Below are 18,793 nucleotides of genomic sequence, written 5' to 3' on the forward strand. Positions count from 1 at the left end.
TTTTTTAGAACCAAAAACCTACCTGAAAAGCAATTCGAGGCTTTTCTTCTCTTCTTTCTTTTGGTATGAAAGCACCAACCGACAAGGTAAGAATATCAACCGGAGCAACCCAAACACCACCGCCATAACTGTAATGCCAGTTGTCACTCGGATCATGTTCCTGCCAAACCCGGCCATAATCGAAACTTCCAAAGAGTCCGTAAGTTAAAGGCAAAGTTGGATTGATACTACTTCCCAATCTCGCACGCAAATCGCTGGAATGCCATAAGCTGCTTTTTCCATAAAAACGCTGTGTCCGGTATCCGCGCAATCCCTGATTACCACCGATGGTTGGCATTTGAAAAAACTCAAATCCTTTGCCAAAATTCAAGCCTGTTCCGATCTGCGAAGCAAATATGATATTCTCCTTCCTGTCCAGACTAAAATAAAACGCTAGCTGCGCCTTCAAACCTGCAAAGCTTTTATCTTCTTTTAAGTTTTTAGTATAGTTTAAACCGGAACTAAAACGAATACCTGAATGCGGAGCGAAGATATTATCGACACTGCTGAAATTAAATAACATCTGCCCGCCACTGTAATATTTAGTCTTGAAAATATCGTCCGGCAGCTGGTTATTATCGCTCGTAATGAAACGTCCGGCGGTGGAAGCAACATCTGAAATTTCAAATAAAGGCCCTAACGTGATGAATCCGCTGTTCCCGGCGAAATGTTTTTTTATTGCCGGATAAACATGAAACGCGCTTTGCCGCACACGGTAAAAATCAGGATTGTCCACTGGTCTTTCGGAGTTATTTCCCAGCCCTGCATAATTAAACGCATAAGATGGACCGTGATAATAGGTATCAAGGTAAAAGTCAAATTTTCTGAACACATTTAGAAAATCACCGGTATAATTAACCCTTACCGCCTTTGTCGCAAACGAATATTTTGCCCCAAATTGCTGAGAAGAAGCATAAGGTTCTTTTTTAAACCCGTACCGGATCATACTAAAATTGGCCCCAAGTAAAAACCCGTCATCAGGATTAAATCCTATAATTGGCAATGGAATAGTAATATTATAATCACTTTCAGCACTTCGTCGGTCGTAAATATTGTAGCGGTACATGCCAGTCCGCTTATCCTTCGTTTCTTTTCCTGCATGAATTGTGTTTTTGCCAAGATCGTCGTAAACGATGGTCTTTTTTCCACCAGTTTTCACGACAGAACTATCCGTAAACACATCTTTTCCGGTCCCACCAATCACCCTGACTTTAATCCCCTTTTTCACGTCGCCGGTAATAATAAATTCGTCTTCGTCCCCATTGCCGTAAACGTTGATTATTTTTGTTACGGAATGATCGAAAATCCGCTGGTAATTCTGCTTTTTCAGCTGTCCTTTTTTCCCAATTTCTGAAACGGTAACTTTGGTATGATTATCGTCAATACGCTCGATTTCGAAACGCTCCTCTTCCTCAGTACCAATGACATTCACCGAAGAACTTACAAAAGCATAATGTTTCCTGGCAAGTTCCAGCAGATTGTCTCTCCTCGTTTTTATACTCTTAATGAGATAAGGCGCAGACATTTCCTTCGCATTTTCGGGCCAGTCTGCGAAAGAATTTTCGATGACTTCATCCGTCAGGTTTTTCTGGATATACTTAACCTGTTCCTCCCATTGTTCCCAGCTCAGCTCATTAATAAATGTTCTGTCAAACAGACGCGCGCTCCATGTCGTCCATTTCATATTGGGAACTTCCGGCCCATAAACCTGTAACTGACGTAGGAATGGCATAGTCAAACGAGCCACATTTGTAAACAAACCATCATACTTAGAAAAAGCCTGATCGCGGTCGCGCGGGATCGGTCGATAAAGATTGGAGCCATCCTCCTGCTTGATAGAGGCCCAAGTCCACTGGTCATCGTGACGGTCCCAGTCACCCACGATCAAATCAAGAAAACGGGTTTTTAGAGCCCACTTTTCATCCACTTTATATTTATTGCTTTCAAGAATATTTTCCAGCAAATCCGGGGTACTGATTATTTTGTCCGCATTGCCAAAATTTGCAGCATCTTTCCACTTCTTGCCATCAGGCCGCTCCTCAACCAAACTTAAACTGCCACCAAAAATCGAGTTAAAAAGGCCCAATCCCGGTTGGGCGGGTACATAATAAATTTTCGGATTGGTATGATAAACCTGGATAGCATCGGCAAGTTTCGGAATTGTAAGCGGCGCAAAAGGATGTGTAGAAAGAAAATTCTCCTGCGCTAGAAACTGCGCAGCCATCATTTTATTAAACGGAAAAGGCAAAAAGCGGCTGACATCTTTGGTCATATCTCTGAGCACATATTCCTTACCATCACCAGCTTTCACGCGCAGCGAATTTGTCTGATTGCCCCCACCCTGTTTTTCAGGAACTATCCCGCCTTTGAAAGTTGCAAAATCAAGAACCGGAAACGGATATTTTTCCATATAAAGATCGCGGTGGTGCGCTCCGAAAAGAAAATTATGAAAGCCATTTACGGGCGTAATTTTGTTTTTCAAAACAAATTGCTGCGAACTGTCTGCATGTTGTTCATACTCCTTATACGCAATGGCCGGCTCCTCTTTCTGAGGCACCAACTTATCTTTGATTTTCTTTTGATATACCATTTTCGCACTCTTGCCGTGCTCGTCAACTTCCCAATATTGTACCCAGGTTTCTCCGCCTTCATGAAAAGCAAGTGTACTGAATCCCAGGGCAGTTGAAGCAAATTGTGACCCTTTCCCCATACCAATCGGGCTGTTTTTAGAGCCGCTTCCGCTAACGACAAATTCCTGTCCATCATTTTCTATGAACTGCAACGCATGCTCATGACCGCTGGCAAAAATAAAATTTCCATTTTTTCTTGCTGCTGCCAGAATCCCATCACGCATATCCTTATACAATTTATTATGCGTGTCCTGGCGAGAACCCACGGTTCCGCGAAAAAGAGCACTCAAACTTCCGATAATGGGCAACGGAACGTATAAATTGGGATTCATTTCCGTCAGCGGGAATATGTGCTGTTTTATTGTAAATTTCCCTCCGTGCGGCCCGTAGGTATACGGCGGATGGTGCATGGCAATCACCACATTTTTATTTCTGTATTTGCGGATCACGTTCTCAAATACAAATTTAAAAGTCGCCCGGTTTTTGATCTCGCAGCCGTCGTTAATCTTCGTATCCTTATCCCAGTCCGACAACCACCACTGCGAATCAACGGCGATAATAACCACATTATCATTTAACTCAATAACCTCCGGACCAGAGCATCCGTCTTGTGGCAGGAAATAATTCTCATATTCGTCCTTATCCGTTTTTCCTTTCCGGGAATTGAGATACTGGTCAATAAAATTTTCCTGGCGTTTCAGACCTTTCCTCCCCCAGCCCCGCCAGTCATGATTTCCGGGCAGAAAAAATGGCCTGCCTTTAAACTCATCCAGTGTTTCAAGCTGCGAGGTGATCCGGTATTCAGCCACTTTGCGTTTGGCAGAATCTTCTGCTGGCGGCATACCATATTCGTAGATATTATCACCCAAAAATAAGGCCGAACTGTTTTTAGATTCTTTGGCAAGCTTGTCTTTCAAATACAAAAGTACAGGCGCTTTGTGCTCAGGAGAATCATTTCCGGCGTCACCGATAAGATACATAGTATGTTTCAACACCAGATCCGGAGCGGGGGCAGATTGCTCCCAGCTTTTTCCTTCTTTGGAATATTGCAACTTTTTATAACTCGAACACGCAGAGACCAGTAGAAGACTTACGAATAACGAGACGGAGTAAAAATTAAATTTCATACTTTAAATCCAGCGGAAGTCCGCGTTTGAACTATAAGCCCAATTTCTTAAATTTCAGAATATTACCTTCTGCAAAGTCATCACCTTCGTTGGAAATATACAGATTTCCGGCAGCGTCAAAAGCAATTCCTTCGGGCTGCGTAAACTTATTTCCATTCAGCGGGACAGCTTGCTGAACCTTCCATTTATTATCCGTAACGACCAGCAATTTGTTAACCGCCGAAATAATATACCAGTCTTTGGTAAGAGGATTTTGCGCTAGACCTGACGGGCGAAAACCCCTTTCAACCTTACCCGTCAAAGCTTTAATATCTTTCACATTAATCTGAAAAGAGTTTTTTACCGCACTACTGTCGCCCAGGTGGAATTCATAACCAGTGACACTTTTCTTCGAATCATCATCGGGACAGTTTTTACATAACACGAAAATATTGTCCGTAGCTTCGTCCGCATACATGCTTTCGTATTCGCCCTTGGGAAGTATTTTTTTCCATTCCTGAACGCTATCAGCTTCCGGAAAAACAGCTTCGTCCATCGGAAAAGAGTACATTGTGCCATTGCTTTTTAAGATGACTACTCTATCGTTCGCAATTGCGAGATCTTCATAATCCCCTTTTTTCCCGAACTTGCTGTTAAGTTGTTTTTTCACACCCAGGCTCAACCGGAATAAACGGCCCTCTTCATCCTGGACAGCGTAAATTGTATCATTGCTTCCTTTATTAAAAGCAATGCCTGAAACTTCGAAAAGGCTTTCAGGCATAAAAAACTTTTCCGGACTTTCAAGATTATAATCTTTCAAAGTCTGTTCATTCTCGTGTGAATTGGTACATCCAGTACCTATTAAAATCAGCATAAACGCTGAGCTAACTATTTTGCTAATAGTGCAATTCATATAAATATGGATTCTGCTACTTCCATTTGGAGTGTAAAATTTATTTCTATCTTTTATATTAATTTATTTACCAAAGAACATAGAAGCAATAACAAATGAGACTACCGAAGCGACAATCCCAAACATGAAAACGTTATATCCTACACGTAGCAACCGGTATTTTCTGCCCAACACCACACCTTGCGAATAAACATCTTTCGTTAAACTTCCATATAAAAAATCGCGGTCGTTCATCATTGCCTGCATACCAGCTGCATAGTCATTATAGTTCATCCGGTAAAAATTCCCGAAAAACAGCAGGTTCACTTTTTTATCCGTAATGTCCTCTTCTGTAAATGTTCCCTGCGGAATAGTTGGACGAGTTGCCAGGATTGAAAAGACCATGGTAATTACACAAATAGTTAATAACAGAATCGTCGGAACAACCAAATATGCATTGTCTTCCAATTTTCTCAGCAAAATACTAAGTAAAACCGAAATAATAATTGATGTCGTCGTGATCATGATATGCGCCTTATTATCAGCCATATCACTCAGCCGCTGGTGATTGTTAGAGCTGATCCGAAACATCGTTTCAATCCCCTTATCCGGTCGGTCTGATTTGGGTTTCCTAATATCCTGAATCTCTGGCTGAGGTTCGGTTTTAATTGTATTTGTGTATTTAAGAAGGTTGATCGGCTGCTCTTCTTCCTTTTCAACTTCCAAATCCTTTTCTTTCAGTTTTTGAAGATTTTTGGCCTTCTTTTCATTCAGCAGAGTCTGGCAATAATCTGTCTGGTAAGTATGTTCTTCCAGCAGCTTGATAGTATTTTTCCGCCATTCCGCTTTGTCAATTTTCTGCCCGGTTCTCTGCTCTACTTCCTTTCGCATAAGCTTATTTCGCTCAGAAAATTTATCAGTTCCAAAATGATAAAGGTCCGCATCGCATACAATTTGTTCTAGAAAATTCTTCGGCTTTTGCGGAATAGAAGTCGCCAGAATACAACCCTGAACTGCCTCGATAACCTCATCCTTCACGTCCTTTTCAATCAGATATGCCTTTGCCATTTCTGCCCCACGGAATTCATGTCCGGATGCTTGCCCGGTCCAGTATCCCATATCATGAAACCAGGCAGCTGTGGTTACTATAAACAAGTCCTTTTCATGCAGCTCGTAATGCTGACCAATCTTAGTCGCATTGGACGCAACTTCCTGTGTGTGAATTACATTATGATAAACTAACGCCTCTCCCTCATGTGTTTTAAAAAAATGGAGCACATGGTGCTCCACATGTTCCAGAAGCTTGGTATAATTCATAAGATTATTTAAATAAGGGCGAAACTGACTTTTACTTTACTTCCACTCACCTTCAAGATTCACGCCGATACGCAAGGCTTTCAAACCGGCAACTCCCTGTAATTCTTCAAGATCCAGAAATTCCAGGTCGTTTTTAAGCATATTTTTCTCTTGCAGATATTTTATGTAATTAACATATTCTTCCGCCGATTTACTATTAAAATAAACCAAAGCGATCTTTCCTGGCTGCGTCAGACGTTCTCCGGTTTCTTTCACGTGCACCTTGTCAATCCGTTTTTTGATGACGTGGTATCTTATATTGTAAGATCCCTCTACATCGAAACGGCGCTCGTCATCCCGGAAACTTATATCAATACTTCCGGCATTAATAAAGATGAGCTGCGTCGTTTCCAATGGCTTCTCTATTTGAGGAATCAATTCGTGCGCAATCCTGGCAATTCCCGCCATCGACGTCAACTGCCACAACCTGATGTTATTTAAATACAGCAGGTTAAACGGTTTATCCGGCGCAATGGCTTGTCCGATATAAATGTCATATTCTACACCATCAGTCCTGAATTTCTCGAAATAACAAGGATATGTTTCCTGAATTTCGTTTTTAAAAAGTTCAAGATATAAATTGACAGCGGAATTGATCTTCTGCATGGAATTTTCCAGAGCATTCCGGTGTAAAAACGCAATGCCGCTTTCCTTGTCTACAAGCTCATAATACGCTTTTATGCTTTCACCCAGTCGTCCCTTACTTTCTTTAAAATGATGCAAAAAGGGATATACTTCGTATTCAAGAAAATCCATCACCTTGCTTTCGTCCTGATCATTCGTCTGGTCCGAGATCTTGCTCATCCATTTCTTGCATTTGAAAATAACCTCGTCAGCAAGCCCAAGCCCTACATCTTCCTTGATATGAGTTAGCACTTTTATTAACGCTTCGAATTGAACTTCAAGATCTGCATGAAGTGCAGCATTTCTTTCAATAGTAGAATTTCTGATATCGACCGCTCCGTAAAGTGGATAGACATCTTTAAACTGGATAACTTCAATGGGCGTTTTCGGAAGATGTTCAGCGTTATCGCGAAGATAATGCCAGGCTACATCCTTAAATTTCCATTGCACAGCCGGCTGCAATGAGGTGAACTTCTCTCGAATAATATCTTCAATTTTTGCGTCAAATTTATTGATACCGATCTGCATCAATTGCCCGATAAGCGGCAGTGCCGGTTCCAGCCTCGACAGCATTTTTTCGTCCATTAGATTCTCAGTCTTGGAGTAAACTTCCAAAACTCCGACGAGTCGTGCGGCGTTGTAAACCGGCAAAAGTGCATAAGATTGCACACCTGTTTTCTCCAAGACTGCCAGAAAATCATTCTTTTTTAACGCGTCAGCAAGATTTTTGTAAAAATAAATTTTCGGATCCCCGAAATATTCATCCGCCATGGCCAAAAAATCATCAGGATTTATTCCATCCGTGAATGACGTTTGCACCAATATGCTGTGCGTACAAAATTCATCATTAAAAACGAGCTTGTTATTCACGCGCAATTCCGGCAATAATCCAAAACTAATCTCCCTACTTCCCACGAGCAGATTTAATGAGTGGATTATCTTTTCATAGTATGATTGGAAAGTATCAGTAACCGGATTAAGAATAATATTCTTGATATTTTCCACCGACTGGTCAGCTGTCACATCTGTTAACGTAATGACCGTAAATCCCTTGAAACTAAACGAGGACAACGGGATTATTTTCGTTAAAACAGACCAGTCAAAATCGTTATTTATATGTTGCTGAATCTCGTCAAAGTTCAATTCCGGAAGTGGAACTTTGGGCGTTACTTCAACAAAATCCGTACACAGGTTAAGCCGGTAATATTTTGCAAGACACGTCTTTTCATCCCGAATAGAAATGACCAGGTCGTTACTGTGAACAGCAGGAATATTGTAAAACTTTTCAAGCAGAAATGAATAAATCATTTGCGCTTTCTGCTTCTTTTCAATACTAATATCAATTTCCCGCAAGAGATCACATCTGACATGACCAGAGCTTTCGTCGGTCAGCAGGTCGTGAAAGGCGGAAGTTTCGTAAAAAACAGTTTGGGAAAGCGGAATACTCAATGCCCAGAGGGTTTCATTTTCATCAGCGATCACCGGCACCAACATGTTGTATATAAGGCTCAGCTGCTCTTGAAAATCTCCTATCTCATCAAGATCAATATCTTCTGCAAATCTTGGATCGGCTGTGAACCTTTCATGAACAAATTCAAAGAATTTCTTCTTAACAGTCTTCTCATTTCTGATCCTGTCTTCTATATTACTTATAAACTTCCGAAAGGATAATGACACATCAACATTTTCCAAACCTGGAATAACATGCTGCGATATGTCAAGAACGGTTTCCTTCATCTTCTGACAATTTCAGTGTGAAAACATGTTTAAATATCAGCTTCTTTTTCAAGCAATTATAACGATTACAAGAATTACTATAACCTGAAAAAGCCAATCATCAGACAATAATTATTGCCTGATGATTGTACTGTGATCAACAATAAACAAAGCTATTGAATTCCCTTTTCAGGCACACTTTTATTTTGTCTGGACGGCTTGATAATCATACGAAGGGATTGATCCTTGGTTAAGTAAGCGATCATCCAGTTATAAAACGTCCTGATTCTGTTCCGGTATGTGATCAATGACAGCAAATGAATGAACAACCAGATAAGCCAGGCGAAGAAGCCCTGGAAATGAACTTTCGGTTTTGGCAAATCTACTACGGCTTTATTTTTTCCGATGATGGCCATTGACCCCTTATCAAAATACGTAAATGCTTCCGGCACTTTTCCCTCTGAAATTCTACGGAAATTCTTTGCCAGTTTCTTGCCCTGTTGTATCGCAACCTGAGCAACCTGTGGATGTCCGCCGGTGAAGTTGGGATCGCTCTGTTGGATACATGTATCGCCGATTGCATAAATTGCATCAACTCCCTGAACCTTGTTATGTTCGTCGACGATCATCCGTCTTCCGCGCCCGTAACTTTCAGTGGGTATCCCTTCAAAAACTTTGGCCGTTACCCCTGCTGCCCATATCAGATTTTTAGTATCAATTTCCTGTCCGTTGTCAAAAATCACCTTGTCGTTCACGTAATCTTTAACGTGGCAGTTGAGCATTATTTTCACACCTAGCCTGCGAAGATCATCGTATGTATTTTTCTGTGATTTCTCACTCATCGGTGAAAGCAGCGCATGGCCGCCGTCCACCAGATATATCTCACTTCCCTTACCTGCAAGTTCGGGATATTCTTTTCTCAAAATTCCATTTCGCATTTCGGCAAACATACCCGAAACCTCCACGCCCGTTGGTCCACCGCCAGCGATAACGATCGTCAACAATCTTTTTGTTTCTTCCGGGTCCGTACAGATTGCCGCCTGTTCCATTTGCTGCAAAAGTTTGTTACGCATTTCAATAGCGTCGTCGAGCGTTTTCATAGGAATGGCGTTGGCCTTCACATTTTCCATCCCGAAATAATTCGTCTCTGCGCCCGTTGCAAAAACCAGATAATCATAATCCAGTTCACCATTGTTCAGCACGATTTTCTTTTCAGCAGGAATTACTTTCAGCAACTCGCCCAAGCGAAAATGAAGGTTATCTTTCCCTGAAAATAGTTTGCGAAAAGGATAACTTATACTTGATGGTTCCAGAAAAGCCGTGGCTACCTGATAAATTAAAGGCGGAAAAAAATTATAATTATTTTTATCTACAAGCGTGACTTCGAACTGGTCTTTATTAGCAAGATCGAGCGCAAGATTGATGCCTGCAAACCCGCCTCCTATGATTACAACTTTCATTATCAAAATTATTTTAAATAAATAATAATCCGATCTTCCATTTTCCTGATCCTGGTCATCCAACTATCTGGGCAATGGAAATTTCATACGGATGATATGCCAAAATACTATTTTATCGCCCGGATGGCAGATAAGTTTCAGCTATACACGAAGATAATGAAACAATGCCGGATTAAAGAAAGTTTAAAATATCTTAATCACGGTATATTACAAAAGCTCACCATTTCACAATTTGTGAAAAAATGAGCTTTTTATACCGTCTAGGCAGTTTGTTTATAGTTTAAGTACGTTGACTTAATTGTCTGAAAATTGTTTTTGTATAACCGGTGTATATAACATGGCCGTACAAAAACAGTTCTTACATCCTTTGCTTTGAAGTGCGTTGTAGTTAACACAACTTTTGCAGCCTTCCCAGAATTTTTTCTCAGTCGTGATCTCACTGTATGTTACCGTTTCAAAACCTAGTTTTGAATTCATTTTCATAACGGCCAAACCGGTCGTGATACTGAAAATTTTGGCATTCGGAAACCGCTGCCGGGAAAGGTCAAATATTTTCTCCTTAATTGCCTTCGCGACACCGCATTTCCGGTATGCCGGAGATACGATAAGTCCGGAATTGGATACAAACTCGCGATTTTGCCAGACTTCTATATACGAAAATCCGACCCATTCATTTTCAGTTGTCAATGCAATAACGGCCTTACCCTCCTTCATCTTTTTTATGATTGAAGAAGGCGTTCGTTTCGAAATACCACAACCACGCATGATTGCAGAAGACTCCATTTCATCCGTGATCTGTTTTGCGTATTTCGCATCATCACATGTTGCCATACGTACGGTGATATTTTGTATATTACTATAATCCAACACGTTACCTTCCCGTAAAGCAAGAGAATTATCCAGTTCTTTCAAATAGATGGAATAAAAATCGTCTGGAATAAAAAATTTCAATCGTTTTTTCTCGACTTCATCTTTTTGCAAAAATGTCGAAAATGAAGAAATAAAACTCTTTTCAATAGCACTTCTGATAATCAGATCACCTTGGTTATAGAGTCTTTTAGCCAGGTCAAAACATTTTCTGGATAAGTTAAGATTGTAATCTAAAACAGCTTCTTTAGAGAAATCCAGCAAACGCTGAACGGAATTATATATATCTGAGGACAAAGAATTTCTTTTATACAAACGGTCTAATTCCGGAAATTCTGATTCAATCAATTTCGTGCCTTCTAACTGCGATATCATGGTTTAATGTGTTATTATATTTTCACTATTATCCCTTATTTCAAATGCAGTGCCATTCAACAAGGCTCAACCATAACTACTAAATATCAATCGGTTATGATTTATAAATAAAAAATCTCCGTTTCATTTTGATATGTTTTTATCAAAATGAAACGGAGATTTTTAGACTGGCAATGAAGCCTATGCTGATTTTAATATTTTGACAATTTCAACTACTCACTTCGTAAACTTTTGACAGGATTCATCAGCGCTGCTTTAATGCTTTGGAAAGAAACGGTTAGCAACGCCACGGCCAAAGCTAAAAAACCGGAGACTGCGAAAATCCACCACTGAATTTCAACACGGTATGCAAAATCCTGTAACCATTTGCTCATGGCATACCAGGCAATTGGGACGGCAATTACAACGCCGATCAAAACCAGTTTGATAAAATCTTTTGCAAGAAGTTCAACAATCCCGACAACGCTTGAACCTAAAACTTTTCTTACGCCAATTTCCCGGGTTCGGGTCTGCGCCGTGTAAGCGGCAAGTCCGAACAAGCCCAGACAAGAAATGAAAATGGCAATACCAGCAAAGATGTTGAAGAGCAGACCCGTTTGTTGTTCCGTTTTATACAGATCATTGAAAGAATCATCCAGAAAGGCGAATTGGAAAGTGAAGTCGGCGTTATATTGTTTCCATAAACGCCCGGCGGAAGCGATTACTTTGTCCGCATCCTTACCCGTCGTTTTTATAAAAATCCGGTTCATTTGATTTGGTTGATAGAAGAAAATGGTAGGCTCAATGATTTGCTTCATCGACCCATAATGGAAATCTTTTACCACGCCAATAATGGTTCCCGTTCTGTTCCAAAGCTTAAATTTCTTACCAATCGGGTCTTTAATTCTCGCTGCTTTTACGGCCGTTTCATTTAAAATAAAATGACTCGAATCCGATACAGAACCTGTGAAGCCGGCTCCGTTTAATAACTGCATTTTAAAGAAAGAGACAAAATCCTTATCAATCGCTAACGTCCGCAGCATCATCGTTTCGCCGGCCTCTTTTCCATCCCAGGAGTTATTCCCCGTCATCCCGCCCAGATTAATGATATTGGAATTTGCACGTGTAATTGCCGTGACGCCTGATTGGTTTAACAATTCTGCTTTGACTGCTTCGTAATGTTTTCCCATATCCTGCATGTAAAAAGACAGCACATGTGTTTTTTCGTAACCGAGTTCCTTAGAACGGATATAATTGAGCTGACTACCGATGATAAATGTGCCCGCGACCAATATCACCGAAACCGCAAACTGAACAACGACCAAAGTTTTACGAAAAATCGCCTCGTTAATTTTGCCCGAAACTTTCCCTTTCAGCGCTCTTAACGGCTCAAAAGAAGACAACAATAATGCCGGATAAATACTGGAAGCAACCAGTGTCCCGAAAATTGTAACACCAACGACTTTCCAGATCGCGTAATCAGTGAAATCAATAATCAGCGATTTGCCTGAAATTTGGTTAAAAACAGGCAGTATCGCATACATTATAACAAGCGCAAAAGCCGTTGCCAGCGAAAAAAGTAATATGGTTTCGACAAGAAATTGTAAGAACAACTGTGATTTTGCAGCGCCAACAATCTTCCGCATACTCACCTCTTTCGAACGCAGAATTGCTCTTGCTGTTGAAAGATTAACGTAATTGATACAAGCGATTATTAATATTAAAAGCGCAATAATTATAAACATCCTTACTGTTTCAATTCCTCCGTCAGTTCCATCAGAATGGTACAAATGTGTGTCTTTCAAAGGCTGCAAAAGATAGGTCAGATCAGTATCGTCCGGTTTATTGCGCAAATGAATATTCCTTAATTTCACCGCAAGATCCGCAGATGATTTTCCGGGCTGTAACTGTAAATAGGTCTCATAATTGAACTGGATAAAGTCATTATCCGAATTTTTGCCATCATGTCTTTCCGCATACATCCGGTCAAAAAACAGCGCAATCGGGAAGAACATATCCCCTTTCAAAGTTGAATTTTTCGGTATGTCTTTTATAATTCCGGCAACCGTAAAATTGGCATTATTGTTGGCAAGAATAACTTTTCCAATCGGATCTTCTTTGCCAAAATAGCGTTTGGCGGTCGTCTCAGTTAATATAACAGAATGATTATCGGGAAATGGTTTAGACCGACTTCCCTGTACCAAGTTGAAATCAAAAACTGAAAATAGTGCTGGATCCGTAAAAATGGTGATTTCCTCGTTGAAAACTTTCCCTTTGTATTTGAATAAAGTAAACACACGATTATAGTTCAACCTGACAGCGTTTTTCACTTCCGGAACTTCCCTTTTGGCAATTTCAGCAATTGGAGCAACGGTCTCCGTCCATATCTGCTGAGTGGATCCTGTTCCTACCTTGTTTTCAAGTTTGTAAATGACTCCGGCTTTTTCATGAAAACGGTCGTAGCTAAGCTCATCCTGGACCCATAACAAAATCAATATTCCCACACTCAAACCAACCGTTAGACCGGTGCAATTGATAAGAGAGTAGAATCTGTTTTTTAATAAATTTCGCCAGGCAACTTTGAAATAATTTGTGATCATAGCTATATTTCTTAGTAGTATAAATGTTAATCCACTTTTGGTTTTTAGTCTGTTCTTCCAACTATTATCTTACTCACTTCTCAAACTTTTAACAGGATTCGTAAATGCTGTTTTCAGGCTTTGTATACAAATTGTGATAATTGTTAAAGCCAATAGCAAAACTGGCGGGATAATGAAAACGGAAAGGCCAGGCGTGATATGAAAGGCATAGTTTTCCAGCCAGGCATTGGACAAATAGTAGATGACGGGGATCGAGATGAGGGATGCAACGCAAACCATTTTCACGAAATCTTTTGAAATCAAGACAAGCAAACCAACCACAGAAGCTCCAAGCACTTTACGAACTCCTATTTCCTTTGTTCTGAGTTTAATAACAAAACTGGAAAGACCCAGCAAACCAAGGCTGGCAACAATAATGGCGAGAATTGAGAAAAGACCAAAAACATTACCAAGACGACCGTCTGCCTGATACTGCCGATTGAAATATTCGTCCAGAAAGAAGTAATCAAAAGGGCTTCCGGGAAATGTTTTTTGGTAAAGCTTTTCAACTTCGGCAAGACTTTTTGATGTATTATTTGCTTTTAGATTTACTGAAAGGTATTTCCAATTGCTAAAATCTGGATAATAGCATAAAATCGGATCGATTTTCTCCTTTAAAGAGCGTTGGTGGAAATTCTTCATAACACCGGCAACTTTTAACTGCACATCGTCTCCTGCCATGTAGAAAATAATCTGACCGACAGCTTCCTCGGGTGATTTAAAACCAAGCGTATTGACCATTTCTTCATTAATTAGAACTTTCGTGATGCTCGCACTATCCATCTTGGATTTATCAGTGCTCAAAAAGTTTTGTCCTGCAACCAATTTAATCTGATAGGTCGGAATAAAATTTTCATCAATCTCTAGAAGGTATGTTGCGTGACTATTTTGTTTATCCTGATTCGCTCGCCTGAAATTATTTTGTAAATGAATCTTGTGCCCAGGAATGTCGGACGTCGCAGTTGCGTCGTTCACCGAGGTCAGTTTCTGAATTTCGCTTTTGAAAATCTGGTACTCATTGTCAATGACGTCGCCCTTGACAACAGGTGCTTTTACAATAACAACCTGATCTTTCTGATAGCCGAGATTACCGTTTCTCATGAAATTAAATTGCTGAAAAACAACAACCGTTGAAGCAATAAGAGTTATGGAAAGGATGAATTGAAAGGAAACCAATATCTGCCTGATTGATATACGCCCACCCGAATACGTTTTTAATCCTTTCAGCACACGAACCGGAATAGACGACGACATCACGAAGGCTGGATAAGCGCCAACAAATAAGGCACCGACCAGGAAAATCAACAAAACAGAAAGCCAGAAAAAAGGCTCATTACCCAAGCCATTTGAAAAGAAACCTGTGGTAATATCTTTACCAATAAAATCATTAAAATAGGGTGTGCAGGAAACTATAATAACATACGCAGCTGCGAGCGCCAATAAATTGACAATAAAAGATTCAAAGAGAAACTGTGTAATCAGCTGCGATTTCCCTGCGCCGACTACTTTTCTCATACCAACTTCCTTTGCCCGTTCCATCGATTTTGCGGTCGATAAATTGATATAGTTGATCCAGGCAATGAATAAAATAAAAACGCCGATGACGCCTAAAAAGTAAATTTCAATTTCGCTGCCGTTCACCTCAGCTTCTCTGGAATAATTGGAATTCAGGTGAATGTCAGAGATTGGCTGTAAATGAAATGACGACCGGAAATTCAATTCCTTCATCAGTTTGCCCAAATATTTATCGGTAAAAGCCGGAAATTTTGCTTCGAGTTTTTTAACATCTGTGCCAGGAGCAAGGACGACATATGTGTAAAATTCCGGCCATCCCCAGTCATCGTATCCATAATTGTGCTTGATGGAGGACATAGAAACTAACATGTCAAACTTGATATGAGAATTATCAGGAACATCTTCAAAAACTCCTGTCACCTTCATGGACATACTTCCATTCATATCGAGTATTTTGCCCAGGGGATCTGTGTCTCCAAAATATTTCTTGGCTGTGCTGGCAGAAAGTACGATACTATGAGGCTCGGTAAGGCAACTTTTTCGGTCACCTGAAAGCAATGGATAGGAGAAAATGTTGATAAAAGACGCGTCGACAAGGAACATATTGGCTTCACTATGAATCTTTTCCCTGCCCTTCGCATCTTTGTAAGAAAGCGTGTAGGAATTCATGAACAAGGCATTGGAAACCACCCGGACAAAATCCAAGACTTCCGGAAAGTCTGCCTTCATCGCCGGTCCAGCCGCCGGATGATTTGCAGCTGTCGCCGGCGTATTTGCTAAACTGCCAGCGTATGAAATAGGGACGCGATAGATGTTTGCAGCGTTGGTATTAAACCTGTCATAGGTTGACTCAAAATATACATACTGAAAAATAAAAAAACAGGCTGCGATTCCAATCGCAAGCCCGAAGATGTTAATCGCAGAAAATCCCTTGTTTCTCCAAAGGCTGCGCCCGGCAATTTTTAGATAGTTTCTTAGCATAGCATTTTTTTTAAATCCTATTCACTTTTTAAACTCTTCACCGGATCTAACAATGCTGCCCTTATTGCCTGATAACTCACCGTCATCAGCGTTATGACCAAAGCACCAAAACTTGCCAGTACAAAAATCCACCAGGAAACCTCCGTCCGATACTCATATTTTTGTAGCCAGCTGTTGAGGAAATAATAAGCAACCGGTGCTGAAATGATACAGGAAATAACAACCAGGACAACAAAATCTTTCGAAAGCATTTGCCAGAGATTAGCGACAGAAGCGCCTAGTACTTTTCGAACACCGATTTCTTTGGTACGCTGTTCGGCGGTGAAAGATGCGAGTCCAAATATTCCCAGGCAGCTGATTAATATTGCCAAAACAGAGAAAAATGAAGTGAGCTTTCCGACACGCTCTTCGTTAAAAAATTTGTTTGCATAGTCATCGTCCACAAACCGGTATTCAAAAGGCGAGGCTGCATCGTATTTTTTGAAGACAGTTTCAATTTTAGCAAGCGCTTCTGCCGGCCTTTCTGACGGATTTAATTTAATATTTGCTATACTTCCTCCCCGGGTTGACAAACTATAAAATAATGGTTTAACTTCCGCATAAGGGGATTGAACGATCATATCTTTTACAACACCAATTATCCGGACCGGCGAGCCATCCCAGGTCATCAATTCCCCGACAGGATTTTTTAATCCCATAAATTTGACAGCCGCTTCATTGACAACCAGCGCGGATGAGTCTGAGGCGAAATCTTTTGAAAAATCCCGACCGTCTTTAAATTGCCAGCCTACCGTTTTTCCATAATCATGAGAAACATCATTGAAATGAAAGTCAACAGATAATGCCGGATCTTTGCCTTTCCAGGATAACCCGCTTGTTGAAGACCAAATTTCGGTAGCAGGACTTCCTGATTCTGCGATCTCGGAAACGGCGCCAGACTTTTTCAGTTCGTCACGTACAGCTTCAAAATGGTTATGGATGTCAAATGTTAATAAATTGATGGTCAGTAATCCATTGCGATCGTACCCTACCGGCCGACTTTTAGCAAACTGTATCTGTCGAAAAACGACCGTAGTACCAATAATCAGAATAATTGAAACCGTAAACTGCACAATGACAAGTGCTTTCCGAGGAATTGCAGCAAATTTGCCTGCACGGAAAGTACCTTTTAAAACTTTTACTGGTTGAAAAGAGGAAAGATATAATGCCGGATAACTACCTGCGATTAGCGCTGTGAGTAGACTAAAACCTAAACCCGCGATCCAAAAATAAGGATTACTCCATAATATGATCAGTTTTTTATCTGCGATCTGGTTGAACTGCGGTAAAATAAGGAGGACGAGGATTAGCGCGAGAATAAAAGAAAGAGCAACCACTATCAGCGATTCACAAAAGAACTGTGCGATCAACTGTTGACGCTTTGACCCGATTGCCTTTCTGACGCCCACTTCCTTTGCTCGTTTTTCTGAACGTGCAGTGCTCAAATTCATAAAATTTATACATGCAAGAAGCAATACGAAAGTACCAATTACGCCAAATAGCCAAACAAATTCTATCTGCCCGCCAACGCGTTGACCGTCTTTAAATTCCGAGTATAAATGCCATTGATTCATCGGATTAAGAAAAACTTCCGGCTTGTATTTCTGCTGCTCTTTCCGAATATTTTCTACTTTGATATCTTTAATTTTTGCAGATATTTTATCAATATCCGCATGATCATTCAACTGAACAAAAGTGACGTAACTATTTGCCCGCCAGGGATCTTTTTCAGTCTTCATCCAAGGCGAATTAATTTCATATAAACTCCATGGTGCTAGAAATTGCATATCCTTGAAGGAAGAATTATATGGCAAATCCTCAAAAACGCCGGTAATTTTAACGTTCAGTTTATTATCCATTTTTATCACCTTATCAACCGGATCAGCATCTCCGAAAAAAGACTTGGCAGTTGACTCCGAAAGCATAATCGAATACGGATCATTAAGGCCAGTTAACGATCCTCTCAACATTTTCAGGCTCAGCATATCGGGTGCCTGTGCTTCGATAAAACGCCCGATTTTTGCCAGTTTATTATCTCCGGATGCTAAAACATGCCTGCCGCCATATGTTGACATTAGTACGTACTTGAAGTCGCTTCCATAATTCTTGCGAAGTTCGGCACCTATCGGGAAAGGAAGAGCTGTTTGTGTTGCGACCTTCCCATTATATGTCTGGTGCTGCATAACCTGCGCGATTCTCGCATAATTGTTGTGAGAACGGTCGTATGTTACCTCATCAAAAATCCAGAGCCCAATGAGTATTGCAACAGCCATTCCCATGGCCAGCCCCGCGATATTGATAAAGCCGTAGCCTTTGTTTTTGGCGAGATTTCGGAAGGCGATTTTGAAATAATTCCTGATCATAATATGGCTAATAGATGAGAAGCTAAACTTAGAAACATCGCCAGGAAAGATTATTTATTTCTTTCCCGACAACTGAATGATTCGCAAATACTTTGCCACTTAATATTTATCTATACAAATAACTGATTATTAAGTAATTAAAATAAATAAAACCGAACAACATTGTCCGATAATGAACACTGTTGTTCGGTTTGGAACGGAGGTTATTCAGA

The 18,793-nt window shown here is 40.5% G+C and carries 9 protein-coding genes; all 9 read right to left on the reverse strand.

The features are described from left to right. Positions 1-4: 4 nt before the first annotated feature. The gene (locus L0657_RS23060; RefSeq protein ID WP_235153128.1) at positions 5-3,796 is read right to left on the reverse strand and encodes a metallophosphoesterase; all 3,792 of its coding nucleotides are present in this window, start codon (positions 3,794-3,796) and stop codon (positions 5-7) included. Positions 3,797-3,827: 31 nt separating this feature from the next. Further along, positions 3,828-4,649: an SdiA-regulated domain-containing protein gene (locus tag L0657_RS23065; RefSeq protein WP_235153129.1), complete on the reverse strand. Its 822-nt coding sequence runs from the start codon at positions 4,647-4,649 to the stop codon at positions 3,828-3,830. A gap of 102 nt (positions 4,650-4,751) precedes the next feature. Further along, the gene (locus L0657_RS23070) at positions 4,752-5,984 is read right to left on the reverse strand and encodes a Pycsar system effector family protein (RefSeq protein WP_235153130.1); all 1,233 of its coding nucleotides are present in this window, start codon (positions 5,982-5,984) and stop codon (positions 4,752-4,754) included. Between the two features lie 36 nt (positions 5,985-6,020). Continuing rightward, complete coding sequence (locus L0657_RS23075; RefSeq protein WP_235153131.1) at positions 6,021-8,384, reverse strand: GAF domain-containing protein; 2,364 nt, start codon at positions 8,382-8,384, stop codon at positions 6,021-6,023. Positions 8,385-8,536: 152 nt separating this feature from the next. Further along, on the reverse strand, positions 8,537-9,823 hold the full coding sequence (locus tag L0657_RS23080; RefSeq protein ID WP_235153132.1) for an NAD(P)/FAD-dependent oxidoreductase: 1,287 nt from the start codon (positions 9,821-9,823) through the stop codon (positions 8,537-8,539). Between the two features lie 294 nt (positions 9,824-10,117). Then, positions 10,118-11,065, reverse strand: coding sequence for a hypothetical protein (locus L0657_RS23085; RefSeq protein WP_235153133.1), 948 nt, complete (start codon positions 11,063-11,065; stop codon positions 10,118-10,120). Between the two features lie 212 nt (positions 11,066-11,277). Then, on the reverse strand, positions 11,278-13,644 hold the full coding sequence (locus tag L0657_RS23090; protein ID WP_235153134.1) for an ABC transporter permease: 2,367 nt from the start codon (positions 13,642-13,644) through the stop codon (positions 11,278-11,280). A gap of 69 nt (positions 13,645-13,713) precedes the next feature. Next, positions 13,714-16,179: an ABC transporter permease gene (locus L0657_RS23095; protein ID WP_235153135.1), complete on the reverse strand. Its 2,466-nt coding sequence runs from the start codon at positions 16,177-16,179 to the stop codon at positions 13,714-13,716. Positions 16,180-16,196: 17 nt separating this feature from the next. Further along, on the reverse strand, positions 16,197-18,581 hold the full coding sequence (locus tag L0657_RS23100; RefSeq protein WP_235153136.1) for an FtsX-like permease family protein: 2,385 nt from the start codon (positions 18,579-18,581) through the stop codon (positions 16,197-16,199). Positions 18,582-18,793 lie beyond the last annotated feature (212 nt).

Origin of the sequence: Dyadobacter sp. CY345, assembly GCF_021502725.1 — a bacterium.
GTDB lineage: Bacteria > Bacteroidota > Bacteroidia > Cytophagales > Spirosomataceae > Dyadobacter.

Coding starts and splice junctions, on each gene's coding strand:
- L0657_RS23085 (WP_235153133.1), bottom strand. CDS start 11,065: ATGATATCGCAGTTAGAAGGCACGAAATTGATTGAATCAGAATTTCCG.
- L0657_RS23090 (WP_235153134.1), bottom strand. CDS start 13,644: ATGATCACAAATTATTTCAAAGTTGCCTGGCGAAATTTATTAAAAAAC.
- L0657_RS23095 (WP_235153135.1), bottom strand. CDS start 16,179: ATGCTAAGAAACTATCTAAAAATTGCCGGGCGCAGCCTTTGGAGAAAC.
- L0657_RS23100 (WP_235153136.1), bottom strand. CDS start 18,581: ATGATCAGGAATTATTTCAAAATCGCCTTCCGAAATCTCGCCAAAAAC.
- L0657_RS23070 (WP_235153130.1), bottom strand. CDS start 5,984: ATGAATTATACCAAGCTTCTGGAACATGTGGAGCACCATGTGCTCCAT.
- L0657_RS23075 (WP_235153131.1), bottom strand. CDS start 8,384: ATGAAGGAAACCGTTCTTGACATATCGCAGCATGTTATTCCAGGTTTG.
- L0657_RS23065 (WP_235153129.1), bottom strand. CDS start 4,649: ATGCTGATTTTAATAGGTACTGGATGTACCAATTCACACGAGAATGAA.
- L0657_RS23060 (WP_235153128.1), bottom strand. CDS start 3,796: ATGAAATTTAATTTTTACTCCGTCTCGTTATTCGTAAGTCTTCTACTG.
- L0657_RS23080 (WP_235153132.1), bottom strand. CDS start 9,823: ATGAAAGTTGTAATCATAGGAGGCGGGTTTGCAGGCATCAATCTTGCG.